Origin of the sequence: Tatumella ptyseos, from assembly GCF_030552895.1 — a bacterium.
Taxonomy (GTDB): domain Bacteria; phylum Pseudomonadota; class Gammaproteobacteria; order Enterobacterales; family Enterobacteriaceae; genus Rosenbergiella; species Rosenbergiella ptyseos_A.
On sequence record NZ_CP130649.1, the window covers coordinates 2,205,434 to 2,230,341 of the forward strand.

21 protein-coding genes are annotated in these 24,908 nt (G+C 42.9%); 2 read left to right on the forward strand and 19 right to left on the reverse strand.

Annotated features, from left to right (window positions below; translation table 11 throughout):
* Window positions 1-22: 22 nt before the first annotated feature.
* Window positions 23-598 carry an RNA polymerase sigma factor RpoE gene (gene rpoE, locus QJR74_RS10500; protein WP_048912476.1) on the reverse strand — a complete coding sequence of 192 codons (576 nt, stop codon included), beginning with the start codon at window positions 596-598 and terminating at the stop codon, window positions 23-25.
* A gap of 236 nt (window positions 599-834) precedes the next feature.
* A complete protein-coding gene (locus tag QJR74_RS10505) occupies window positions 835-1,584 on the reverse strand; it encodes a tRNA1(Val) (adenine(37)-N6)-methyltransferase (protein WP_304371814.1) in 750 nt (249 codons plus the stop codon).
* A 162-nt stretch (window positions 1,585-1,746) separates the two neighbouring features.
* Here QJR74_RS10505 and srmB point away from each other — a divergent pair, with 162 nt between their 5' ends.
* Entirely contained in the window at window positions 1,747-3,099 is a 1,353-nt protein-coding gene (srmB, locus tag QJR74_RS10510; protein WP_304371815.1) for an ATP-dependent RNA helicase SrmB, read from the forward strand.
* A 53-nt stretch (window positions 3,100-3,152) separates the two neighbouring features.
* The gene (ung, locus tag QJR74_RS10515) at window positions 3,153-3,824 is read left to right on the forward strand and encodes a uracil-DNA glycosylase (RefSeq protein WP_304371816.1); all 672 of its coding nucleotides are present in this window, start codon (window positions 3,153-3,155) and stop codon (window positions 3,822-3,824) included.
* Window positions 3,825-3,904: 80 nt separating this feature from the next.
* On the opposite strand, the gene QJR74_RS10520 is transcribed toward ung, so the two are convergent.
* From QJR74_RS10520 to QJR74_RS10600, 17 genes are all read right to left on the reverse strand, one after another.
* Entirely contained in the window at window positions 3,905-4,183 is a 279-nt protein-coding gene (locus QJR74_RS10520) for an acyl carrier protein (protein WP_304371818.1), read from the reverse strand.
* Window positions 4,184-4,266: 83 nt separating this feature from the next.
* Window positions 4,267-6,969 (reverse strand): hypothetical protein, encoded by a 2,703-nt coding sequence (locus QJR74_RS10525; protein ID WP_304371819.1) that lies wholly within the window; start codon window positions 6,967-6,969, stop codon window positions 4,267-4,269.
* A 155-nt stretch (window positions 6,970-7,124) separates the two neighbouring features.
* Complete coding sequence (locus QJR74_RS10530; RefSeq protein ID WP_304371820.1) at window positions 7,125-10,703, reverse strand: hypothetical protein; 3,579 nt, start codon at window positions 10,701-10,703, stop codon at window positions 7,125-7,127.
* 359 nt (window positions 10,704-11,062) lie between these two features.
* Entirely contained in the window at window positions 11,063-12,169 is a 1,107-nt protein-coding gene (locus QJR74_RS10535) for an IpaD/SipD/SspD family type III secretion system needle tip protein (RefSeq protein WP_304371821.1), read from the reverse strand.
* 57 nt (window positions 12,170-12,226) lie between these two features.
* The gene (locus tag QJR74_RS10540) at window positions 12,227-13,429 is read right to left on the reverse strand and encodes a hypothetical protein (RefSeq protein WP_304371822.1); all 1,203 of its coding nucleotides are present in this window, start codon (window positions 13,427-13,429) and stop codon (window positions 12,227-12,229) included.
* Between the two features lie 34 nt (window positions 13,430-13,463).
* Window positions 13,464-15,434 (reverse strand): type III secretion system translocon subunit SctE, encoded by a 1,971-nt coding sequence (gene sctE, locus QJR74_RS10545; RefSeq protein ID WP_304371823.1) that lies wholly within the window; start codon window positions 15,432-15,434, stop codon window positions 13,464-13,466.
* Between the two features lie 17 nt (window positions 15,435-15,451).
* Window positions 15,452-15,982, reverse strand: a complete 531-nt coding sequence (sicA, locus tag QJR74_RS10550) for a type III secretion system translocator chaperone SicA (RefSeq protein WP_304371824.1) — start codon at window positions 15,980-15,982, stop codon at window positions 15,452-15,454.
* Window positions 15,983-16,125: 143 nt separating this feature from the next.
* Window positions 16,126-17,169, reverse strand: a complete 1,044-nt coding sequence (locus QJR74_RS10555; RefSeq protein ID WP_304371825.1) for an EscU/YscU/HrcU family type III secretion system export apparatus switch protein — start codon at window positions 17,167-17,169, stop codon at window positions 16,126-16,128.
* Between the two features lie 8 nt (window positions 17,170-17,177).
* On the reverse strand, window positions 17,178-17,942 hold the full coding sequence (sctT, locus tag QJR74_RS10560; RefSeq protein ID WP_304371827.1) for a type III secretion system export apparatus subunit SctT: 765 nt from the start codon (window positions 17,940-17,942) through the stop codon (window positions 17,178-17,180).
* 12 nt (window positions 17,943-17,954) lie between these two features.
* A complete protein-coding gene (sctS, locus tag QJR74_RS10565) occupies window positions 17,955-18,209 on the reverse strand; it encodes a type III secretion system export apparatus subunit SctS (protein WP_304371828.1) in 255 nt (84 codons plus the stop codon).
* On the reverse strand, window positions 18,206-18,877 hold the full coding sequence (locus QJR74_RS10570) for an EscR/YscR/HrcR family type III secretion system export apparatus protein (protein ID WP_304371829.1): 672 nt from the start codon (window positions 18,875-18,877) through the stop codon (window positions 18,206-18,208). Before QJR74_RS10570 ends, sctS begins: the two co-directional genes overlap by 4 nt.
* Window positions 18,867-19,790, reverse strand: a complete 924-nt coding sequence (locus tag QJR74_RS10575) for a FliM/FliN family flagellar motor switch protein (protein ID WP_304371830.1) — start codon at window positions 19,788-19,790, stop codon at window positions 18,867-18,869. The genes QJR74_RS10570 and QJR74_RS10575 overlap by 11 nt, the downstream gene beginning before the upstream one ends.
* The gene (locus QJR74_RS10580; protein ID WP_304371831.1) at window positions 19,787-20,653 is read right to left on the reverse strand and encodes a SpaN/EivJ family type III secretion system needle length determinant; all 867 of its coding nucleotides are present in this window, start codon (window positions 20,651-20,653) and stop codon (window positions 19,787-19,789) included. The genes QJR74_RS10575 and QJR74_RS10580 overlap by 4 nt, the downstream gene beginning before the upstream one ends.
* Entirely contained in the window at window positions 20,634-21,095 is a 462-nt protein-coding gene (locus tag QJR74_RS10585; protein WP_304371832.1) for a type III secretion system protein, read from the reverse strand. The genes QJR74_RS10580 and QJR74_RS10585 overlap by 20 nt, the downstream gene beginning before the upstream one ends.
* The gene (gene sctN / locus QJR74_RS10590) at window positions 21,073-22,374 is read right to left on the reverse strand and encodes a type III secretion system ATPase SctN (RefSeq protein WP_304371833.1); all 1,302 of its coding nucleotides are present in this window, start codon (window positions 22,372-22,374) and stop codon (window positions 21,073-21,075) included. Before sctN ends, QJR74_RS10585 begins: the two co-directional genes overlap by 23 nt.
* 10 nt (window positions 22,375-22,384) lie before the next feature.
* Window positions 22,385-22,792 carry a hypothetical protein gene (locus QJR74_RS10595; protein WP_304371834.1) on the reverse strand — a complete coding sequence of 136 codons (408 nt, stop codon included), beginning with the start codon at window positions 22,790-22,792 and terminating at the stop codon, window positions 22,385-22,387.
* Window positions 22,793-22,805: 13 nt separating this feature from the next.
* Entirely contained in the window at window positions 22,806-24,857 is a 2,052-nt protein-coding gene (locus tag QJR74_RS10600; RefSeq protein ID WP_304371835.1) for an EscV/YscV/HrcV family type III secretion system export apparatus protein, read from the reverse strand.
* Window positions 24,858-24,908: the final 51 nt, after the last annotated feature.

A 24,908-nucleotide genomic window follows, 5' to 3' on the forward strand; every position in this document is an offset into this window, starting at 1 on the left:
AGGTAGTCACTCTGCGAGACGATTAACGCTGCAGCAGTGGTTGAACTTTATTATCAATCGCTTCTCGTGCACGGAAGATACGTGAACGAACAGTGCCGACTGGGCACTCCATGATCTCAGCGATTTCCTCATAACTCAAGCCATCTAGTTCACGAAGCGTGATCGCCATCCGCAAATCTTCAGGAAGAGTTTCAATTGTCCTAAAAACTATCTGCTTCAACTCATCTGACAACATTAAGTTCTCAGGGTTCGAAATTTCTTTTAACGCGCTTGCGGCTTCAAAGTTTTCGGCATCACTCGCATCGACGTCACTTGACGGTGGACGGCGACCTTGCGCAACTAAATAGTTTTTTGCTGTATTGACTGCAATACGGTAAAGCCAAGTATAGAAGGCGCTTTCACCACGGAAAGAGGCTATTGCGCGATAAGCCTTGATAAAGGACTCTTGTACAACATCTGGCACGTCCCCCGGCGGAACATATCGTGTCACTAAACTGGCTACTTTATGTTGATAACGTAGCACCAGTAAATTAAACGATTTTTGATCGCCTTTTTGAACCCGTTCCACCAGAACTTGATCCGTTAACTGCTCGCTCATCTGAGGCTCTGTCCTCATAAAATATTCAATGTAAAACCACCTAGTGCCATAACGTTACTGCCATTGGCGAGCCCAAGGTTGGAACTGAATAATGTTCAAAAGTTCACTAAAATTTAAGCAAATTGCTAACTAGATAATTAATTGATGCATTAATCCTAATTGCAATCGCATCATCTGCAGGCCAATTTACCTGATAAACCTCTAAATTTCATGTTTTTATCAGTATAGATGATGGACTAAAACGCTAAGTAAAATTCTTTTGTTAAGCGTTGAAACTCAGCGCTATATTGCCCCTGAACATCACGGATGACTAACCGTCCGCTCGTGCTGTGAGTCGGGTAGCGGCACCACGTCATCATTCGTCTTTTTACTGCCATGTCATTTCGTTCACAGACATCACATTGTTGACTCAGCAACCATCCCGTCATACGTGCTAAGTCAGCAAACTGCTCCGATTCTTGTAGGGGTAATATTACCGAAAAAATACCGTCCTCAGTAAGAAGGGTGGCAACCTTGTTGAGCAATGATTGATGATCTAGCCCGCAACTATCTCGGGCTTTCTCGCGCTGTGTGTCGCGATAGGACTTACCTTGTGCAAAGTAAGGAGGATTACAAATGATCAATCCATAGGGTTCTACCGACGAGCTATCCCAGGTTAAGAAGTCCTGCTGCCAGAAATGACAATTAGCTTTCCATGGCGTGTTATTAACATTCTCTTGCGCTTGCTGTACTGCCTGCGGATCAATATCAATCGCATCAATGGTGAAGGGTGTATCACTGGCGGCGAGACGCTGTGCCAACATTAAGCCAAGTAAACCGCTGCCCGTACCAATATCCAATACGCGGCGCTTAACTGGTAGAGGCGCCCAAGCCCCTAAGAGCACACCATCCGTACTGACTTTCATGCCACAGCGATCGTGACCCACAAAAAATTGTTTGAAGGTAAATCCCCCCGCCTTCGGTGACGGTGGTATGCTGGCTATCATAGTGGTCTCCAAACGTTTCTAATCGCCCAACTGGCACCGTTTTTGCGTGAATGTTATCAGTATTTCTGCCCATTTTCTTGCAGGCTGCAGAATTAATCGGCAGGAAAAGGTGAACAATTGTGGTGAAATGTCTATAATCGGCGCCCCAACCAGAGGTAGAACATGACTGTAACCACTTTTTCCGAATTAGAACTTGATGAAAGCCTGCTAGAAGCCCTACAGGATAAAAATTACCAGCGCCCCACGGCTATCCAAGCAGCTGCGATCCCTCCTGCCTTAGAAGGCCGCGATATCCTCGGTTCCGCCCCAACTGGCACTGGAAAAACTGCGGCTTACTTATTGCCTGCCTTACAACACTTACTCGATTTCCCGCGTAAAAAATCAGGGCCTCCGCGTATCCTGATCCTTACCCCTACGCGTGAACTCGCCATGCAGGTTGCTGATCAAGCCAGAGAATTAGCGAAGCATACGCACTTGGATATCTCTACCATTACGGGTGGCGTGGCGTATATGAACCACGCAGAAGTATTCAGCACCAACCAAGATGTCGTCGTCGCAACCACTGGCCGTCTTCTTCAATATATTAAAGAAGAAAATTTTGACTGCCGTGCGGTCGAGACACTGATCCTTGATGAAGCCGACCGTATGCTGGATATGGGATTTGCTAACGATATTGAAACCATTGCTGCTGAAACACGCTGGCGTAAACAGACAATGTTATTCTCTGCAACGCTTGAAGGCGATGATATCGAAGATTTCGCACAACGTATTCTTAATGAACCCGTGACATTGGATGCCGATCCAAGCCGCCGTGAACGTAAAAAAATTCTGCAATGGTACTATCGCGCCGATGATCTCGATCATAAGCGTAAGTTATTAATTCACTTACTTAAGCAGGAAGATGTCACTCGCTCCGTTGTCTTTATCAGAAAAAGAGATCGAGTGCATGAAGTCGCAGCCTGGTTGCGTGAAGCCGGTATCCGCTGTACCTATCTTGAAGGTGAGATGGTACAGATTAAACGTAATGAGGCCATCAAGCGGCTTGCGGAAGGAACAGTAAACGTTCTGGTGGCGACCGATATTGCCGCCCGTGGGATCGATATTGATGACGTGAGCCATGTCTTTAACTTCGATATGCCTCGTACCGCTGATGTCTATCTGCACCGAATTGGTCGGACCGGACGCGCTGGACGTAAAGGCACGGCATTATCCCTCGTTGAAGCGCATGATAACGCGTTATTGCTCAAGATTAGCCGTTACATTAACGAGCCACTTAAGGCACGAACTATCGATGAACTTCGCCCGACAACCCGTGCGCCATCGGATAAAGGTCCGAAAAAAGCCTCGAAGAAAGAGATGGAACGTCGTAAACAAAAACGCGATGCGTTAAAAGACGATAGTAAGCCGCGCGTTAAAAACCGTCACCGTGATGCGAAAAACGTCGGTAAGCGTCGTAAACCTTCCGAGAAAGTCGCCGTTCAGGACGTGAAAGAGACGTCAGGACGCAGCGAGTAGAAAGCAGAGGCGCATCGCGCCTCTTTTTTTATATTCGATTACAGGAATCAGTGATGAAAACCAATCTGACTTGGCACGATGTGCTAGGCGACGAAAAACAAAAATCTTATTTCACCGATACACTGCAACAAGTTCAGCAAGAACGGAGCGAGGGAACGGTGATTTATCCTCCCGCGGCTGAAGTTTTTAGCGCCTTTAAACTCACTGATTTTGCTGATATCCGAGTGGTAATTTTGGGCCAAGATCCTTATCACGGTCCAAACCAAGCGCATGGATTAGCGTTTTCAGTCCAGCCAGGTATTGCCCCACCGCCCTCTTTAGTCAATATTTATAAGGAATTAGTGACGGATATCCCCGGCTTTACCCGTCCGACTCATGGATACCTTGCGCCGTGGGCTGCACAAGGCGTCTTACTCCTCAACACGGTACTTACGGTCAGGGCGGGGCAAGCACACTCCCATGCAGGACTCGGCTGGGAAACGTTTACCTCACATGTGATCAGCATGATTAATCAGCATCATGACGGTGTGGTATTTCTGTTATGGGGCGCCCATGCTCAGAAAAAAGGGCAAATTATCGATACGACTCGACACCACGTATTGAAAGCCCCGCACCCTTCGCCACTTTCTGCACACCGTGGATTCCTCGGTTGCCAGCATTTCTCTCAAACCAATACACTCCTCGCTTCACAAGGCTTGCCTGAGATCGATTGGCGAATCACGTAGTCTTATCAAACCGTGTAAGGCCTAAACAAAACTGGTGACCTTCAGTTGCCAGTTTTGTTTTTATCTCTGCTCCCTAATGCTTAGTGCTTAGCGGTGTTATCGATATAATTGACAATATCCCCGACCGTTAAAAAAGGAGTCAGAGTGGAGTCAGGAATTTTTACACCAAGTTTCTCTAGGCGTATTAATAAATCGATAAACTCTATAGAATCCATCGCAAGGTCCTGGAGTAAACTATCTTGAAGATGAACATTGGCAGGCTGTAATCCTGTAATAAGGCACAGTAATTCGATAACTAATAATATTGTAGGATAACCTTGACCAGGTATTACTTTCTCCTTGAGTTGATTCCTTTCCATAGTTCTCCCTAATTTTTACACCATAACCCCTGTCATGCATTAATCCTTCTCACCGACCACACATCAGCGAGAAGGAGTCGTCTTCACAGATATTTTTGCCAAGGCCCAGAGGAGAGAGGATGCTGAAGTTGATCAGTGCCGACAACAGTGATTTTACTTGGCTTAATCGTCCCCTTATTCAGGTGAACTTCATCAAGGTAGATCGCTCCATTGGTGTCTTCGGCAAGAGATTCTAAGGTAGTGTGTTGTTTTGCTAAGGGTTCGCCCAAAAACTCATTAAGACCTTTTTCATTTTTGTATAGATTATCCCTTAAGGAAACGCCTTCCACCCCCTCTCCCTCAATCCGATATAAATAAGCGTCCTTACTGAGGGTTTGATAGCGCCTTGCGCCTTCAAGCGTCTCTGAAAAAATAACGCCCGCTGTCTCATCCGGTAACATTTTGGGTATCGCGGTAAAATCTTCAGAAGCCCTAAATCCATTTTTCAATACGACTCCCGGTGGCGTAGCGTCTACTCTATAGAAATAGCCGCTCTTACCTTGGAACCCCAATAAGCCATTGTCCATCACATTATTATTTAGGTAAGGAGAAAGGTAATCCTCTGTAGAAATTTTTTTGAAACTGGCCGCCCACTCGGGAAAATTTCCGGTCTCCTTGACCGATAACGCAAAGGTTCCCTCTGTATAAAGATCACTTCCTTCAGGAAATTCATAGTTCGACAGAATACTTTTGGCATCATCTTCACTAATATTTAATGTATCTGAGATTATTTTATGAGGCGTGAGTACTCTTCCGCTTAGCCCTGTTTCCTTTATTCTCGCAAGCCGCGTACGATAGGACTCTAAGTTGATTTTACCCTTTCTGTACTCGATATTCAGATTGCCTTTTTCCTTTTTTATATATAGATGACCATTATTAGCTTTCACTTCAACATATGAATTATTAATTTTCAGATACTTTTTCCCGTTTTCATGTAGCATTAACCCTATATCGTTCTGTCCGGTGATTTTTTTTGGATCGAAATTTTTCTCAATCATCTCGGGAGTTATTCTTTTTCTGACTGATTTAGTAACCGGAGGGGGGACTCTAGTAATGACGTCCCTTCTTCGCGATGCAAAATTAATACTTTTGATATTATTTCTAGAAAGAACTTTACGATTTTTACTCATTAAAGCTGCTTGTTTCTTTAGTCCCATCCTACGAGTAGGAATAACAGATAATTGATTATTTTTGTGGTTAAATTTTAATTTGAAGTTTTGAAATCTGCTCTCAGATTGTCGACCATAAATCGTACCTGACCCAGTTGCTTGCTCACTGCTGGTATATCCCTCGCGCTGCTCTATCGCTTCTTCCGGCCTTATAAAATCTGTGATGGTTTGTAACAGCAGCACAAAATCGACCATTTTCAAAAATCGTCCGATCTTTAAATTTTGAGAACTTTCAACGTCTACAGGTTGATTAAAATAGTGCATGAGTAAAGTAAGTTTATCCTTGTCAGTATAAGAGGATAGAGCCTTTTTTTCTAACCCTTTAATACCAGTAATATTCTCTGCACTATTTGAACTACAATATTCTGAGAAAAATAACCTTGCTGCACCGAAAAGATAAGACTGCCCCCTATTTTTCAAGTTATATTCTAAATCTCGGTAAAGGATATTATATAACTTTAAAGCACCATCACCTTTATACCAGTCCTCATGTAGCTTGCTAGTATCATTAATCCCTTTCTCAGCTAAAACTGAGGCAAGGATAAATTTATGTGCTTGAAATCTTAACCCCGATGTTGCGGAATATTCATTATCGTTTTCGAACCAAAACACACTCCTTATTAAGCTGTCGGCAATTCCCTCCTCCACTGTAGGATACGCTCTGCCTCTTTTATCGGGATCAAATTTTATTTCAGGCGTTTTTTCCATGAACTTTTTGAATTTAAGAGCACTTTCCTTATCCTTAAGTTCCACCCCGTCCTTAACATAATTTCCTAGCTGTAACCTCAATTGTTTACAGAAATCATCTTGATCACTTTTCACTTCAAATTCTGAAATGATTTGTTCTGATTTTTCTATAACATATATTAAACGATCAACATTTATTACTTTATGGCTCTTGAAGGGATACGCATCTTCTGATTCATAAACAATCCGATTGAGTTTATTTACTACCTCATCTAGAGCGAGTAAATCCTCTTTATTTTTAACTGTCTGGACTAAATCACTGGCTTTCCTCGCTAACTCGCCCGTTAAAAAACGTCCACGATCAATAACCATCTTAACGTCAGAGGCATCTATAGTTTGAGCCCAATCCATACTTATCGCTCCTTCTGCCGCAGGGAATTTAAGAGGATCATGACGTTTAATCAAATCGTCTATTGAATGCCACGTATCTTCAACCATTGTTAATCCTGATTTAGCGTAATCACTCATCTGACCAAGCAGAGTGCATTCTCCTTGCGGCAGCGTTAAATCATGTTGGCCGCTAAGAGCAGACGTAGGACAATCATCGGTCAATGAACTATCACTCAATCTAACCTGACTTAAGAGAATTAATAATGGCACTGCTAGACTTTGTGGTGAAACTGTTGCCTGAGCAGAGGTGCAGGCGAGTTCATGATGAGAATTAGCCACTCTATGCACAGCCCTCCCAAACCGCTGGATCCTCTCCATTTCCGTGGAACTTCCAGACTGTATTCGTTGATCTTTTGTCGTGACACTTCCCATACCGTTATTGAGAAGCCTATTCTGGTTGCTACCAACCGAAGCTCTATACTGAGTGGGGGAGACTGGCATATTGCATTCCTTTTAGATTTAAAGGATTGTTAATCTCATATTCAGCCTTAAATTTATATCAATAAACGATAATAATTGAATTTTATTTTTCACCCTATTAATTGAGATGATGTTAATTATCATTTATAAATTCTTATAACTTATAAAAAATTAGATTAGTTATATACTATGGAGACGGAAAATCCTTTTTGCATAGCCACAATTTTCCCATTTAGCTTAATGCTATTGAGAGCCGGTTTATAATCGAAACCATTTCCAGTTGGCATTTTTATATTATTATTTTTCTGGAGTACAATCGCCTCATTATTTTCGCTAATTGGATTTATTAATTTCATCTGACCTCCGCCTGAGCAAACAATTATTGGGATAGTCGTAGTTAACTCATTTGGATTGATGATAACCTCATGCCCCGTACCAGTTAGTATGTAAGTACCGAAATTTTTTAGTATTGTATCGCCTAATTTAGCATCTCCGTCTGCCAAAATACTTAATACCTTTCGTTCTTTTAATCCATCTATAATGGCAATATTTTCATCTAACCCGCCATCAACAACGTCCTCTAGTCCTGATACAAAAACGATATCATCCCCCTCGCCAGCATTAATTCTAGCATTCATACTTTTGGAGTAGATCGTGTCATCGCCCCCTAAAAATTGACCATAACCCTGAATACTGTCTTTTCCTTGATTATCGTGACCTATATATGATTTATCTTTAACTGTAGCACTTGATGTATAAATTATGTGGGAAAGCGCCTGACCGCTCTCTGTTTCACGCGTTTTAAAACCAATAAATCCTTTATTCTTATCTTCTAAATCGGTATTGTAAGTTTTATTATTCAAACTACCGACTTCGTTTGGCTTTACATATTGACTACCGGTTAACATTTCATAAAATAATTTTTCCTCACCATCGTTAACTTGTGTTTCATCTGGAGTGTTAGGGTTTTTTAACAAGAAATTATTATAACCTTCTACACTTTCTCCATCTTGGTTAGTTTTTGATATCCACGCATAATTATAAAGTTTATTTCTATTCTCATTAAGTATTGTATTTTTGAAAAAAGACTCTCTTTGCTCACCTCTAGATTTGGCATCAGATATAGCATCTAGAATTAACCCGCCCTCTATAAAGAATAATGCGACTCCAAATCCGGTGAATCCTGATAACACTACTCCTGATACGGCACCTAAAGCAGCTAATGTCGCTGATAAAATTTTTGCTATATCCTTTTCTTCTACACCCTCTAAAAAATTCAATGCACTGAAAACTATTCCAACCGAAGCACCTGCGGTTTTTAGTAATCCTTTGACCCCTGCACCAAAGCTGCCTGAAACAATTTTGAAGGGATCCATATGCTCAACCATACCGCTTGTGAAAGAAAATACATCCGCCGATGTCATTTTTACGTAATCGAGAATTGCATTTTCTTTAGTTTCCCGGTCCACTTTCGGATCAGATAAGACTTTACCTAAATAAACAAAACTCACCGCGTTCAGAGCAGTGGTGAGAACAGCATCGTTATGTAATGCTGATCGTTTCTCTATTGATTTGTATGCAGATCCAAAAATGAATTTATTTTGATTGATAATTGCTAGGTGTTCATCACTTCCATAGAAAGCCATGCTTTCGTTATCAAAAGGATTTATATTCCTATCGATTATGATTCCCGACTTTTGCATTGTAGTCAGGAAACTTGACCAGTCGATAAGTAAAGGATGTGACTCAACACTTTCTGTTTTCAAAGCCCTAACACTCAATTCACGATAGTATTTACTTTGGTCGTTGCAGTCTATGCCCACAAAAAAGTTATTAACACTTTGATCACTCATCCCTGTATAAACATTCTCACCATTTATATGGACATCAATAAATGTTATTAGGCCACGATTAGCGGTAATCCTTACACTATGGTTTTTAGTAAACTCATCGATAAATTTGCTTTTCCTCTCTTCTTTCTTACCATCTGATAAAATGATGTCCCTTCCATCTATTGATAAACTAAATATTTCTTCACTATGATTTTTCTCCAACGAAAAAAGGGTACATTTTCCTGCTCCTGTATCAGCCCTAAAATCAAAAGTAATATCGCTCAAGCCCCTTTTTATTTTCTTCTTTACACCGATTTGGTGTACCGCTAACGTTTTTTTCTGCGGTGGCAGGGAGAAGGTAAGATAACCATTTGTTTTGTACAACCCTGAACCTAACCTCACTAAACCTAATCTAAGGGCATCTTTCGGTTTAAGTTTTTTCGATTCACCTAAATAATCACTAAAGAGTTTATAAGTTCGAAAAACGTCTTTGGGTTTTCCCTTCAAGATTAGTTCTTGGATATCAATATCCGTTGCAGTATGTGAGGGAGAAGTGGCCGCCTCATCAATAGGTTGTTTTGATGTACCGGCACCATTCAACCACGCTTTTCCTATTCCGACTAAACCGACGCCGCCTATTGAGACACCCACCGCAGAGGCTGAATCGCTTTTTAAGGCCTGCAGATAAGAGGTTACAACGGGTACTGAGGCTGCTAGTGCCAACGGTAATAGTGTCTGTCCAACAGAATGAGATGAGCTAATCTGATAGTCGGGAGTGCCAATGTGTAAGGTAGAGTCATCCCCCTTATTTTCAAGCGGCCCAAGATTAGACGTCGCTGAACAATCAGTATGCAAGTACGTATCGTTAATTATCTTTTCGTTGACCTTATGGTAGGTCTCTGTTTTCGAGCTTGTGCAGTAGAGCAGATCGGAAATACCGCTTTCCTGACGTAGTTTATCCACCGCTAAATAATGTGCTTTATAAGGGATAGAGATTAAATCACTGACGGAAGGCCTAGCAATGGGTCGGTTTTGGACAGTAGCCCGAATAAATTCACTGCCAGTGGCCGTAGAATTCGACGTAAATGTCATCATTTTGGGCCTTGAGGTAGGACACCTCAATGCACTATCACAGACATCATTCATCATCGCTATCTGAGTATCAACACTAAAAGCGGGAGTTAAAAGTGGTTGGCTGACCTCTTTTTGGCTGTCTCCAACGTAGTGAAGTCTCTGAGCCATATGATTCAGGGCTGACCAGTAATGGCTAGCGCGGATAAAAATATTCGCCACAAAAGCGGGTACTTTTAAGATACCACGTTGTGGGCCACCTTCATCTTTCATCCACCGCCCTGCAACAATGGCTGTCACCGCTAAGGCGATGAATAGGTGGCTCGAAGAGCCACTCTCTGTATTATCGAAATAGCCTTGTAAGAACGTCTCATCTGTCCAATTAACAACCGTATCACGAAGATAAGTCGCTACTTGGGAAATAATATTATAACCATCAGGGAGGTACCACGATGCTAGCCCCAAAGCATGCAGTGTTGCCGTGTCAATATCTCGGCCTTCGGTAATCGCATTATAAAGGCTATTCGCTGCTATAATGAGGTCAGCTGAGCTTCCGGGACATAGTTTAGACATACATAGAGAGAGCATTTTACTTTCCTCATGCTCTCCTAAGGTACGGATAAACTGTTGAATTCCTCTACGACAATCATCGGTAAAGGGAATAGTAGACTCTGCGATATCTTGCGCTGAAGATTTAGGATCCGCTTGATAATACTCATATGCATCAAACCATGTGTCTTGCATCTCAACATAGTCGAGCGCATCAAACCACTTTTCGTCTGACTCAGATTGGCTATTATTTTGAAATGATGTGATTGACGTGTTGGAAAGAGATGGGTTCAAAAGTAACATATATACCACCGGTTATTAAATTATTGGATAACCACGTAAATCTAATTATTTTTTTTAAAATTACTTTTAATTAAAAAATAGTTCTGAAAATAGAAAATAGCATCCTATAAGAAAATTCCATATAACGCCTTTAACTTCCGAGGTGGAATATAAATCCTAACAACAATCACACTTGATAATTAAAAGGAACTATCACTTCCTGTTAGCTCCAAATAAAAACAACTCCTCTACCCCCCAAAATTTAAAACACTTCATACGCCATCGCCCGCTAAAATCTTGACACCAATATTCTAGTGAGATGAAAATTTTAGATGATTCTGGGATATAGAGTAAATGTTATCACCCTATTTTTAGAGTCATTACACTAAGCTTCTAAAAACCTGTTTAGCACAGTCAGCTAACGAGTTTATCGCTCCACTGAGTACCTTATTAAGATTGTCAAAGGTGCTATTTGCCTGACTGTAGCGCTGAGCAAAAGATTGCATATTACTTTGCAATGCATTACTTGCCGCATTGAACGTCGCTAGCCATGCCTGATAGCTGGCAGTACTCACTTTTTGAGAATCAGATTCTTGAGCGTTAGGATATTTCGGCATATTACTAAATTGTTCGAGGTTGAAAGTGATTTCTCCACTTTTCTCATCAACGTTGAAGGCTGGGGATAGCGTTGTCACCCAATTTTTTTTATCGTTTTCCGTTAACTGCTCCCAACTTTTTACCTTTCCTAAGTTGTTTTCTAATTCGAGTCTTACTTGTTCAAATTCGCGATAACCGTTAACCATATTTTGTCGATAAAACTTAATATAGTTTCCATCTTCACCAGGATGAACACAATCTGAAGCTGCCTTCTGTACTATATTGTTAAATGCTTCATACATCTCAGTATACTTCAGCATTAAACCGGCAAAAACATCGATATAATCCTTTTTAATCCCTTTAATTGCCTCAGCCATATACGCCCATAACGCAGCATAACTCGTGTGCAACGTAATTTTTTGATCGCCTTCAAGCTGATTCGCCGGTGATAATCGCGTGAGTGACTCAAATTGATTGACCTTAAATACATTTCTCGTTCGCTGAGCGGCTATTTCCCGTTTGATCTCACCTAACGCAATATCACAGGCTATTATCTGCCGAGACTGACTTTCTGTATAATGGATAATATCGTTAGGCGTGCAGCGTTGATCCGTCACCGTCTGCAACTGTTGAAGCGCCCGATTCAGTCCACAGTGGCGCCCCTCGGTTAGCGCCTGTTCCGCCCCTGGCTGAGAAAGCAAGGTTTGCAGTGCTTCTCCCTCAACGCTTATGGGGGAAGTACTCAGCAAAGAAAGTATTGTTTTTACCTGCTGGTTAATCACGTCTATTGTGGTGTCTGTTACAGCAGCAACCTCTGTAGCAGACTGGCAACGCCGCCGCGCACATTGTGCATGGCTAATTTCCGGCGGTGCAGTAGTGATAATAGTCATAACGTGTATCCTTTTATTCGTACTGAAAAGCGTGACCTTCTCGGTGACTAGGGAATGTTAGGTACGATCAGCCATAGCAGAGAATGCACTACTATTCGCCATCATTGTCCCTGATAACGTATTACTCAGCGCTGATTTTGCTTCAGCATTTTTCTTGGCAACTTGTCCATGAGTACTGGCTAGCTCATTATTAATATCTCGGTCAGTTCTTGCCAGCTCTGCCTCTTTTTGTTGGGTCGCTGCTGAAACGCTAAAGGCCCCCTCTACCAGTCCCTTACCAGCATGAATTGCTTGGTTAGCATAGTCTGACGTAAGCCGAACTTTCGCTGTCTTTAGTTGAACAGAACTATGCTCATCATGTTTAAGCCCACTAGCATGCATACTCTGCGCAGGAGTCCGACTCACTGATGGCTCGACTGCACTACCTCGACGTTGTTGAAGAGTATTTCCCTGCCCGTTAGCAAGGGTTTCTACCTGCTGTTTAGCCCCGAGTTCGAGGCTTCTTGCCGCCCGTAAATTCTGTGTGATGGATTTCGCTTCACTCCCTAATGCTTTGATAGAACGTAGCGTCGTGATGCCTTGACCGACACTACTTAGCGTGCCTGAGGTAATAGCTCCTGTTAAATTTCGTCGAGCAGACTCAACTGTATTTTCTCCGGACCTTAGGGCCGCAGTCACACTACGAATTGAGGCTTGGGCTGCCTGTATTGTTGCCGTGCGATCAGCATCGATCAGTACTTTGGTCAAAATATTACTTACCGCAACCAGATTCATTGGTCCCGAAACATTGATGAACGCTGGCGTGGAGGACGTTACTACCGAAATACCCGAGCCTTCCTCTGGGGCTAACGGTAGGTGAACTGGGTCCACTGACATCCTCTCTCCGGTAGGCGGAAGCCTCTTCACCGTAGAACTGACGTTGTCAGATCTTTGCTGGATAAATGGTGGCGATAACAGCATGCTAACTAGGGCAGCTAAGCGCTCAAACTTAGTTTCACCTTCATCTGATACACCGGTTAATAATGAAAGTCGTTCTATTTGTGGAGCGGTGAGAATAGGTCGATGGTCATCATTCACCCACCGCTTGTTAGCTTGCATTAGAGGGCTGATTCCCACATCCAAAGCCAACTGAGTGATCCCCTGTGAGGTTATCTGTTCTGTCGACATAGCCGTTTGATGGCGACTATTCACTTCATTAATAGCAGTAGCCGATACACGGGATGTATCATTCCCAACAGAGGGTTGGATAAGCATTGTCATAAAATCTCCTTCTTAGGTATCACTACCTCAAACATTAAATGGCAACATTGCGTAGGTGTTCAGTTAACGACTTCCCTGCCCGTAATTGATTTTCAGCAACAATTGCGATGTTTTTTATTACTTGCTGGGTTGTCTCAATGCGATAACTGAACGTATTAAGAACGCGCTCCATCATCTCATTGAGTAAATTTTGTATCTGAAGCGTATTAAGCAGCTGAGCACGTATTTTCGCAGCCTCAACGCCCTTATCGGCGACGAGTATCTCCCCTGTGACTTGCAAGGTTGAATTCAACATTCGAGCACCGGTTAAGGCTGTTTCTGAGTAATTAACCACTTTCGCTAGGTTAAGTTCATCGACTCCCCAACCTCGTCCTATTCCCTGACTGATTCGCTTCATGACCTGCCCTAGAGAACTGTTAACCAAACGCTGGATCGTGGTGTTCGCGACTGAATTCGTCACCTTATCGGTCACTGCTTCTGCAAGGTCTTGCGTGACAGTCTTGGCAACGTTTTTAGCTACACTCTTGCTGGCCTCTTCTGCTACCTCAACTCCTAGCTTTTTCATAAGGGCCCCGAAAATTTTACTCATTACACTCCCCGCAACCATTACGCCAGCAATGAGTATGGCTCCCGCAGCCACCGCCCCAAAAATTTGTCCGGCCATGACTGCGCTATTATGATCGAGCCCCATCCCCTGCAGAATATCGGTGAAGAATTGCCCTACCGTTTCCATAAGGGGTTTTATCACAGCCTCCATTACCGGCTGTATCATATCCGCCATAAAAGAGTTCCCCGTTACTGCATAACTAATTTCGTCACCAACTGCCAGAGCTAAGCCCACTCCCGCTAACGCCAGAGAGGTTCCCCCTGTGAAAGCTGCTGCAGTAAAGCTGATTGCCGTTATCACCCAGCCGACTATTTTTCCCACGCAGCCCATTGTTTTCTGCATTTCTTCCGCTTTGCGTACCTGTTCATCAAACTCTTTAACCTTGTTTGCTGCATCTTTGGCTGACGCTTCGGCCAGTTTTTGTTTTAATTCGGCAGAGGCTTTCAATTCATCGCTTGCACTTGTCTCCACGAGTTTTGCGATGAGCGCCATCAGAAAGGTGAGCGTCGTCGACTGCTCATTGGCTTGTTTCCGATAGGTTTCAATGGCATTAATTTGTTGAACAGACAGGGAATCGAGTAATCCCTGAGCCTGTGTATGGAGAGACTGCAAAGTAGCCTTCAATCCCTGTTCTCGCTGAATCGCTGGTGTCAGTGAGGTTGACGTAAAATCCGCCAAGCGATGGTGAGCCTTTTCTAGGCGAGCCTGTGCAGTGGCTACGTCTTGCTTAGCCGCTTCTCGCTGTTGTTGTCGTTCAACAAGGCTTTGTCCAAGTTGAACGACCTCTGTGAGTAAAATATTATACTTTTGCTCAGCCGTGGCTAAAACCGATTGCGCTTGAGCCACCCGTTGCGATAACGCATCAGCCTCAGTTTGCATCGCGCTACGCACCTCAACCGCACTCGCCCACTTCATGCTCTGAGTTTCACATTGCGTCACAAGAGATGAATAGGTCTTGCTACTCCCCTGCATCGCGGCTTGGTAACTGTGGAGTTGAGACGTTAAGTTAGTAAGAGAAGTTTCCGTTGAAAGCTGAGAAATTTTACCCATCAACTCAATTAGGGTTGCCGACGCAGAGCGCTTCGTCGTCTCATTACCGCTTAACTGCCCCTCCCCCCTACCTTGTGGCGGCGCCAAATAAGGGATTTCTTGTAGATCACCTCTTGCAGTGTGAGCGCTATCTCCCATCGATTGCTGAACTTCTGTTAGTAAGGTCAAAAGCTGTTCTGGTTTTACCGACTGAATAGCTTCCTTCACACTCTGTAGCTGAGGATATTTTAGATAATGGCCATTACCGAGGCGACGAGATAAGTCAAATGCTCTTCTTAATTTTTTGTTATCGACTTCAATGGCTAACGAATTTGAAAATCCCTCACTACCATTAATTCGTGGATTCATTATTCCCCCACCTTCACCTATTCAGGATCCTGAATATCGTTGTTAGCTAATTTAGATAACGCTGAAAGATACGCCGTCGCTTTATGACGTAACCTTTGGTCGCTACACCGTTCGTTGACTATCTCGAAACATCTCTTGGCTTGAATGACTTGGCGGAGCATAAGGTTACACTGGCCTGCATAGAGCATCGGACGGTAATCTTCTTTCGACAGAGAGTAAGCTAACGCATAAAAATCGATAGCTTTGCTGTAACTTTTTTTTAATTGTAATACTGCTGCAAGCCCCATCGGATATTCCGAATTATAAAAATCATAAATACAGAGAAAACGGAATAATGACTCGGCATCATCGAGATTGCCCCGTTGGTAGGCCTCATAAGCTAATGTATAAATATCTTGCATCGTGTCATTCGACACACCCTGTACATCCTTCAGCGTCGCACCATTTTGAATCACTTCTATAAGGCTATTAGAGTACCTTTCAATTTCTTCATCGCTCTCATTTAGTTCCTCGCAATGGAGAAAATTAGCAGGAATTTTATTTTCCACTTCTTTAATTTACCTTTTAATTTTTATATAAACGAAAATAAACTCAACGGACGACTGCGTTACTTTACAAAGGCTCTGGTTAGGTTAATATCAAAAAAACGCACTTCTTGTAGTGAAAATAACAAGTCCAGAATTGATATTAATTAATTCTCACCAATTCCGGCGGCCTCGACTTGACGAAGCCAAATAAGAATATCCATCACGTCGAATAACACTTCATCGTTCATTAAGATAAAACTGTGTTGTCGATAATTAGCGTAGAGCTTACGGGCCAGCGGGATATTTCTAACTACGGGTACTCCCGTTTTTTCCGCATAAGCAATAACAGCTTGGGCTTTGCGATGGGTACAACGTATCGCAATAAAAGGAAGTGAAGCGACCTCGGGGTTAAAATAAATCGCGATAGCAATATGAGTAGGGTTAGCCATAACTACTTCAGCATTTCTCACGGCAGCCATTTCCTCACCAGAGAGAAGTTCTTGATGAGCTTGTCGCCTAGTACTTTTAATCAGTGGATGCCCTTCACTCTCCTTATACTCCTGTTTTACTTCATGCTTATCCATCTTAAGCTCCTTAAAATAGAGCAAATATTCAACGATGAAATCAGCGACTAAAATAAAAACCGAATAGCCAATATAGGTTAGTATCGCGTTAACCAATAGTGCCCGCCAACAAGTTACTAAACCGCTAAGATCCGTTTGGTAGAGACTTAATGCTTGGCGTAAATCATGGGAAATTAGGCTATAGCAGGTCAGTATCAGAATGAATAAATAACAGATGGATTTCACGCACTCTTTCACCGTTCGCAGACTGAAGAGTTTTTTTACTCCTTGTATGGGATTGAGCGCGTTGAAATGGAGTTTTATTGCCTTTATCGCAATGGTGAAACGGGTCTGACACAACGTCATCCCATAGCCGACAACGGCACAGAGTCCAATAAAGGGTAATGAGAGTAAAAAGAATAGACGGGTCAGTTCAAGTAAAAAATCATTCATCCCCATGGTATCTTGAGCGAGTACCGTTGTATAAAAGCTAATAAAATCTCTAAAACTCATTAGCTTTGCAATATAAGCGGTCCCTATCAAGAGAATGATTGTTGTAGTCAGATCTTTGCTCTTAAAGGTCTGCCCCTTTTTCGCCGAATCTTTACGCCGCTTAAGGGTCGGTTTTTCTGATTTTTCTGCCACGGTTCCCCCTACAAGATAAAACCCTGAAAACTATCGAGGGAAAAAAGGGGCAGGTTTTTCTCTGTCATCGCTTGGAAGCCATAAAGAGCAAATATGACAAAGGCGATAATACTTTTCAACGTTAACGAGAGCGAAAAAGGGTTCAATTGCGGGCAGTAACGAGCGAATAAGCCGAGGAGCATTTCAGCCACCATCATCACCACCATTACTGGAGCGGCTAACATGAGGCCATTTTGCATGACTATCTGTACACACTGTCCCGCATATTCCCAGCGGATCCCCTCTACAGAACTACCTCGTGGCAACAGCTTATAGCTTAAACACAACATATCAATCAGCCGTAGCATGCCACCACTGGCAAAAAAGAACGCCCCAAACGTAAAGCTTAGAAAACCCGATAAAACAGAACTTTGTGTACCATTGACGGGATCAATACTGTCGCTAAGGGTAGCCCCACGTTGGTTATCGAGGATTTCTCCTATAGTGATGGCAATCCAGAAGGGAATACAGAGGGTCAATGCTAAGAGTAGACCGATAACAGATTCTTTCACGATCAGCAGAAACACGCCTTGTCCCTCGCTTATAACCGTCTCGAAGCAGGGCCATAACCCAATAATTGTTAGGGAAATCACTGTATTTTTTATAATTAGATTCGATAAGACTCGTTCACCTAATACAGGCAAGAAATAAAAAACGATAGCCAAACGCGCATAGACCGTTAAAAACGTTAATACATTATGCTGGAAATTAAGATAGTGCATAAGAGCATACATAGTTTATCCGTTTTAGTGGAAAGCCATAAAAAACGCTTGGGTAGAAAAGTTGATCATCTCAGTGGAAAACCACTCAAGTAATAGAAATAGGCTGGCAAAAACCGCGATCATTTTTAAGCCAAAAGGTAAAGTTTGTTCTTGGATTTGCATCACAGTCTGAAATAAGCCCACAAGAATGCCGACAACCGTGGCGAAACCGATAGGAATCGCCGTTAGTTTGAGAACAATGAGCAGTGCGGAATGGCTCATAAAAAGGATCTCGTTCATGAAGTTATCAGTTCTGCATATTGCGAGATCAATCCTTTAGTGAGTAAGCTCCAACCATCCATTGACACAAAGAGGATTAATTTAACTGGGATGGAAATCGTGACTGGGCTCATCATCATCATACCTAAGGCCAATAAGATGCTGGAGATCACCATATCAATCACGACAAACGGTACATAAAGATAAAAGGCTATCTTAAAAGCGCTTTGGATCTCACTTAGTGCATAGGCAGGCATCAGGGTAATTAGCGGCAAATTAACCAGTTCGGGATCATCGTGTTCGGCTTCTGACGAGTCAAATTGCTGCTGCTGAACACGATTAAAATAGTGAATGAGCGCTTTATCCGAGTAACGTACCAAATATTCTCGATAACCCTCCATTCCCTCATCCATTAATTTCGTTATTGATGTGCTGTGATTGAAGTCGAGTTGGTGGACGTCTATATAGTTGGCGACACGTTGGCATACCGGCATCATGACGAAGGCGCTCAAAATAAGCGCGATACCATTCAAGGTTAAATTCGATGGAACCTGCTGAATACCTAGAGCGTTTCGTACCATAATTAAGACGATAGAAAATTTAATAAAACAGGTTCCCCCAGCGATGATGAAGGGAAGTAAAGAGAAAAATGACAGTATCGCCATTAACGAAAGATCATTATTGATCATCGAAATGTTCCCTCTCATTCATCAAACTCTGACGAATATGATTAACCTCTACGGCAAGTGGCCCATTTTCCAAGGCAACCAATTCCCCGCAGGCGAATAATTTTCTATTAATGAATACCTTAATCTTCTGCTCTACGCCGGGAGCTAGGGTTAATCTCGCCCCCACCTGAATCTCTTCAAGTTCAGCGAGAGTCACCGTTTGGCTATCAAGTACAAATTCAATCTCTACCGGTAGGCTGCCCCAATCATCTAAAGACTCGTCATCTTGACGATAAGCTTCTTGCTGTCCATTACACTGATGTTCCACGATAACCTCCTTGTTCGAAAAATTACGAAATCGGTTTAGGCGCCGTTCTCCCACGACTAGAAAGGCATCCGAGCGTTTAATTAATAGTAAGTCCCCAAGGGTGATATCCATCAACTCGGTAAGACGTAGTTGACTGGAACCGAGAACAAAGCGCAGCTGAAAAGGAATTTTTCTCTTCATCTTCCACCAATCATGTCGCTTCTGTTCAGAAACAGGCCAATCGAGACAATGCAAAGTACAGGGACGCGCTACCAATAACAGCGATTTTTCAGGCAACGGTGTGGGACAAGGACGAATATCTACAACCTCCCAGTATTGCTCTTCAATCCAAAAGTGCAGTTGACGTTTCTTAAGCCAAGGAAGTAAGTGACACAAAGGGACTTCCTGCCAAGGTAGTTCAGGAAGTTGCTCTATCATTTCATTTAGCCAGAGGTCGACATCTAGCAAGGCCTGAGCACGAACATTTTGCGCAGATCGAAGTACTAGGCAGACAAATCGTGTCTGAGAGCCGAGCGCTACAATCTCACTGCCCTTATGCTGCTTGAGTAAAGCTAACAAAAGCGGAGGCTGGTTTTCTATTTTCCGAAGATAGCTGCATAAACTCATTCCTGATCCTCATCCTGCTGAGGCAGATATCTAGACTGCCGGGAATTATCCTTGTCCTGCTCTGGATCTAATAACCGTGAGGAAAACCCATTTAACTGGTTGAGATGCTTCGAGAGGATCTCAGCGGAGTGACTGTCAGAAGGTAATAAGGTGATTTTTTTTCCCTGCCCATTCTGCAAAGGCATCGTAATGTTTACGGAGTGCTCACCAGGCCAACGTTGAAAAACATAGTTAACCTCTAACCTATTTTGTTCGGTTTTTAGCTTCAGCGATGTTTGGAGGGGATGAAGACGATTCAGTTGCTGAGCTGTTAGGGAGAATGTATCAGAGTCCTCTCGGAGGTTAGGTAAAGATATTATCGGAAGCATAGGCGGTAGTACGCTGGTCGGAAACGAGATCTGCGTAGCTTGCTCTGTAGAGGGACCAGAGGCCATTTGAGAAGGTTCATCTTCCCTGCCATGCGGTACACTTGAATGAGCCTTTATTGCAACTCCCTTGGGAGTACGCCCTGCAATACCCAGCGTTAACGATGATACTGTAGAATCTTTAGCGATAAGCGGCGGTGTGAATAAATTGGATTTTTTACCGCGACACTCATCCTCCTCTTTAGGTTGAATAATCAGTGAATGATTTTCTTGAGAAGCAGAGTCGTCCGCAGCGGATAGGGTTCCGTTGAGTATATTCATCGCGTGGAGATCATTTCTCGAGGATAATATCGCTGATACAGCAATAATTTCAGGAAAAGGGTCAGGCTCCAATTTTTTTATTTTTTTATTTATCCATTGCTGAAAACTGTTAATTCCTAACGCTTCTTCAAAATTTATTTCGGTATAACTTTTTACTTTATTTATATTCATCACCATAGATAACGCTCTCCATTATGTCATTATCCGCCAAGTTATCTTTTCGCCGAAGATATTCTCGACGATGAGACCGTAAATAATTATCAACCCGATAAATTTTCTTACCCACCCTTAAAAACGATAAACGTTGCTTTTTTATAAACTGCTCAAGGTTATATCTTTCCTCTATTAACTCATTCATTTTAATTAATAAAGATTGCTGATGAGTCAGTATTACCCCTTGTTCTCTTAGCTTTTCATACATATCTTTTTGAGATAATCGTCCAGAAGGAATTATCGACTTAAGCTTTGCTGCGAGCTGATCCAATTGTTGTTGGTATCGCGCTTGCGTGCCGACCATAATGGCTAATTGGTATTCGAGATCTGCAAGATCATTTTTCAAAACGTTTTGTTGACGTTCAAGGAGACAAATAATCTCCTTACTTCTCCGCCAGACATTCATAGAGTTTCTCTAAACAGGTTCTTTTATTCGACCGCTCCATAAGCTCTTGTTTAAGGAAAAGCTGCATAGCCGATTTTCTATCAAGTGCCGCATCATTTTCTGAGTTCTCCCCCCGGCGATATTCCCCAAGATCCAAATAGAGCTGCATGCTTTGCTGCGTTGACCAATCTTTGCGAAATTGCCCCGCAAGCTGTTGATGAGCGATATCGGTAACCTCAGAAAAGACACGGCTAATACTCTGCATAATATCGATCGCAGGATAGTGCCCCTGTGCCGCCAATTTTCGACTTAGGTAAATGTGGCCATCGAGTATAGAACGGACTTCATCACCGATAACATCTAACTCCTCCTCATCTTCAATCAGCACCGTATAAAAGGCGGTAATTGATCCGGTGATAAAACAGCCAGGGCGTTCAAGCAATTTAGGTAAGGCGTCAAAAACAGAAGCAGGGTAGCCTCGCCGGGCAGGCATTTCGCCCATACTTAACGCGACATCTCGAAGTGCTCGCGCATAACGGGTTATCGAATCGATGAATAACAGAACGCTTTTCCCTTGATTACTAAAATACTCAGCCACTGTCGTCGCTATCTGGGCGGCATTACAACGCTCAACGCTGGAGCTGTCAGAGGTCGCATAGATAAGAATAATTCGATTTCGACGAGGGGAAGCGCGCAGTTCTTTTACAAACTCAGTGACTTCTCTGCCACGTTCACCAACAAGGCCAATCACATAGATGTTTGCCTCCGACTGTTCAACAATCATACGCATCAGTGACGTTTTTCCGCAGCCCGCTGCCGCGAAAATCCCTATACGCTGCCCAACTCCACAGGTTAACAATCCATCTATCGCCCTGACTCCTGTTATTAAGGGCTCGTTGATCGGTTTGCGATGGGTAAAATCACGTGGAGGTTGCACGGTATCCACTGACGTTGAGCCGCTTTGCGTCTGAAGAGGTGCCTCATCTAAACGTCCCCGTAGGGTTCCCGTCGCATCCATAATTGCTCCCGCGAGGGTATCGTCAACGTTAATACGAAAGGGTTTACCCGTAGGGATGATGATGTTCTCACGCGAGAATCCCCGGTTATCAGTGAATAGACTTAAAAAGGTCTGTGTGCGAGTAAAACCTATAACTTGGGCATACCCCAATATTTCCGTCTCTACCAGCGATTTTTGAATCTCGCAAATCTCACCAATTTGTGTTTTAGGTAAATGAGCTTCCACCACACTGCCCTGTATACGCAAAGGGTGGGCGAGAGAAACTAAACATTTTTCGACCACGTTCCCTCCATTAAATCAGTACGGCCCGATAGTCCTGTAACACGATAAGATATTTATCAAGGAGCGATAAAAACGTATCAGGAGAATGCAAATATTGCTCCTTTACTTGAGCTCGTAATTCGAGCCTATTGTGCACAGAATATAAGCATGGCTGGCCCGCAATGAAATACTCTTCCTCATAGGTCATCATCAAAGGAAGCAGATCAGCGCTACAGTAATGAAGAGAGTGCGGAAGGCTCTCCATCACAGTGGCCCAAATCCATACTCCATCATTCTCCTGCGTAAGATGAATAGCCGGAATATCCGCTTTCATCGTGAGCGATATAGTGCTGTGATGACGAAGAGGAGTATCCAACATAGTGCTCAGGCCAGCACTATCCAAAATAGAAGTGATTAAACTCACTATGTCGTATTTCATTAATCAAGATATCCTAACTGTCCAAAGAGCCAATAATCTCAATATCTATCTCGGAGGCAACATCGCCATAGGAAAGGACTTCCATGTCCGGATAGCTTCCTTCAATAAGTTTTTTCACAAAGCGCCGAATATCGACTGACACCAGTAAAACAATGTCACGCGCATTAATACCGTTATCCCCAAGAGAGCGTTGTAAGCGATTAAGAATAAGCTCGGTATCGGGGGGAGTAAGGTTAATAAATGTTCCCCCGGACGTTTGGCGTATTCCCGCACGTACCACCGACTCCATCTCATGAGACAGCACCAATACTCTGATCCGCCCCTCTATCGCAAAACGATTTGATATATAGCGAGATAGAATCCCGCGCACATGTTCAACCAACATGATGGGATCTTTTTCTTTCGGTGCCCACTGCACCAATGCTTCGAGAATTAAGCGCATATTACGAATTGAAATACGTTCTTGAAGGAGTCGCTGAAAAACCTCGGTAATACGTTGTACGGTATTATTTCGGTAACATTCCTTTAATAATTCCGGATATTTCTTCTCAAGTTCATCCAATAACGTTTTTGTTTCTTGAATACCAAAAAACTCTGCAATGTGATGGACCAATAATGTAGAAACACAGGCATAAAATTCGTCTATCGCACTCCTCGAATAAAAACCGAGTTCTAAAGCAAGAGTGCTCCGCGCTTCTGGGATCCAGTAAGTCATTCCCTGTAGCGTTTCGACGCTCTGGACGCTTTCATCAATGAGTTGTAACTCTTCCCCACGCAATAAAATTTTGTTCATTCCTGGTAGGACGGTGTAAGAAGATATTTGAATTTCGTTGATTGCCACCATCAATTTTCCCGGCTCAACGTTTGTGTCATAGTTCATAACAACGTCTGGAAGACGCACTCCGTATTCGATAAAAAAATTACGTTTCAACCTCGAGGCTAACTGGTGTTCTTGGAAATACTTTTCATCCCCCTGCCATGCAGTGATGATAAGGGGGAGAGTCTCCGGTATATATTCGCCATCGATAATTAAGGAGGCACTCGCTGCTCTAAGATGTGAGTCAGTCTGTTCACTATATAGGGCTGATTCCTTTCCCAACTGCTGTTGGCGCTTTATCCTTACAAAAATCCCTAGAAGCAAAATAGCTAAGATAATAAAGACAGGTAACGGAAAACCGGGTAGTAATCCCATTGCGATTACCAATATCGCAGTGATCACTACTATTAATGGATTAGAAAATAGGTCCTCTACTATCCGCGCGCCAAGGTTATTACTTTGGTGATTATTTACGCGTGTCACAATCAGTCCACCACTGATGGAAATCAATAGAGCCGGGATTTGTGCGACCAGGGCATCGCTAATGGTTAAAAGTGTAAATAGCGACATGGCCTGTGATAAATCCATACCGTGCTGCAGGATACCTACAGAAATCCCCCCTAATAAGTTCACAAAGATAATGATGATCCCCGCAATGGCATCACCTTTAATAAACTTCATCGCACCATCAAGCGCACCATATAATTGGCTCTCTGCTTCCAGATCACTGCGCCGTCGTTTCACTTCATTTTCATCAATAACGCCCGCCCTGAGATCGGCATCGATGCTCATCTGTTTGCCTGGCATAGCATCTAAAGAAAAACGCGCTGCAACTTCGGCAATTCTCTCCGATCCTTTAGTGATGACAATAAACTGTACAATCGTCACGATAAAAAAAATGACGAACCCTACCACCAAATTGTCGGCGATCACGAACTCCCCAAAACTGGCCACGATTTTTCCGGCATCCGCATCAGTCAGTACTAAACGGCTGGTACTGATCGATATTGCCAAGCGAAAAAGTGTGCTGATCAATAAAATCGACGGGAACGTCGAAAAATCTAGAATTCTTGAGATATAAAATGAACCTAAAAATATTAAAAGTGCTATCGTCATATTTAATGCAATTAAAAAATCCACGAGATAGGTTGGCAACGGAATAATAAGCATTACCACAACCATTACCATTATTATCAGCACAATAATTTCTGGTTTATTTCTGATACTCATTACAGTATCTTTCAGCATAATAATGACTCTATCATCAGCGATGGATCGTCCTTACTCTTATCCGAGGAC

What these genes read in the sequence shown, in the direction of transcription:
- rpoE (WP_048912476.1), bottom strand. Translation starts at nt 598, where the DNA reads ATGAGCGAGCAGTTAACGGATCAAGTTCTGGTGGAACGGGTTCAAAAA.
- QJR74_RS10505 (WP_304371814.1), bottom strand. Translation starts at nt 1,584, where the DNA reads ATGATAGCCAGCATACCACCGTCACCGAAGGCGGGGGGATTTACCTTC.
- srmB (WP_304371815.1), top strand. Translation starts at nt 1,747, where the DNA reads ATGACTGTAACCACTTTTTCCGAATTAGAACTTGATGAAAGCCTGCTA.
- ung (WP_304371816.1), top strand. Translation starts at nt 3,153, where the DNA reads ATGAAAACCAATCTGACTTGGCACGATGTGCTAGGCGACGAAAAACAA.
- QJR74_RS10520 (WP_304371818.1), bottom strand. Translation starts at nt 4,183, where the DNA reads ATGGAAAGGAATCAACTCAAGGAGAAAGTAATACCTGGTCAAGGTTAT.
- QJR74_RS10525 (WP_304371819.1), bottom strand. Translation starts at nt 6,969, where the DNA reads ATGCCAGTCTCCCCCACTCAGTATAGAGCTTCGGTTGGTAGCAACCAG.
- QJR74_RS10530 (WP_304371820.1), bottom strand. Translation starts at nt 10,703, where the DNA reads ATGTTACTTTTGAACCCATCTCTTTCCAACACGTCAATCACATCATTT.
- QJR74_RS10535 (WP_304371821.1), bottom strand. Translation starts at nt 12,169, where the DNA reads ATGACTATTATCACTACTGCACCGCCGGAAATTAGCCATGCACAATGT.
- QJR74_RS10540 (WP_304371822.1), bottom strand. Translation starts at nt 13,429, where the DNA reads ATGACAATGCTTATCCAACCCTCTGTTGGGAATGATACATCCCGTGTA.
- sctE (WP_304371823.1), bottom strand. Translation starts at nt 15,434, where the DNA reads ATGAATCCACGAATTAATGGTAGTGAGGGATTTTCAAATTCGTTAGCC.
- sctT (WP_304371827.1), bottom strand. Translation starts at nt 17,942, where the DNA reads ATGTATGCTCTTATGCACTATCTTAATTTCCAGCATAATGTATTAACG.
- sctS (WP_304371828.1), bottom strand. Translation starts at nt 18,209, where the DNA reads ATGAACGAGATCCTTTTTATGAGCCATTCCGCACTGCTCATTGTTCTC.
- QJR74_RS10570 (WP_304371829.1), bottom strand. Translation starts at nt 18,877, where the DNA reads ATGATCAATAATGATCTTTCGTTAATGGCGATACTGTCATTTTTCTCT.
- QJR74_RS10575 (WP_304371830.1), bottom strand. Translation starts at nt 19,790, where the DNA reads ATGAGTTTATGCAGCTATCTTCGGAAAATAGAAAACCAGCCTCCGCTT.
- QJR74_RS10580 (WP_304371831.1), bottom strand. Translation starts at nt 20,653, where the DNA reads ATGGTGATGAATATAAATAAAGTAAAAAGTTATACCGAAATAAATTTT.
- QJR74_RS10585 (WP_304371832.1), bottom strand. Translation starts at nt 21,095, where the DNA reads ATGAATGTCTGGCGGAGAAGTAAGGAGATTATTTGTCTCCTTGAACGT.
- QJR74_RS10595 (WP_304371834.1), bottom strand. Translation starts at nt 22,792, where the DNA reads ATGAAATACGACATAGTGAGTTTAATCACTTCTATTTTGGATAGTGCT.
- QJR74_RS10600 (WP_304371835.1), bottom strand. Translation starts at nt 24,857, where the DNA reads ATGCTGAAAGATACTGTAATGAGTATCAGAAATAAACCAGAAATTATT.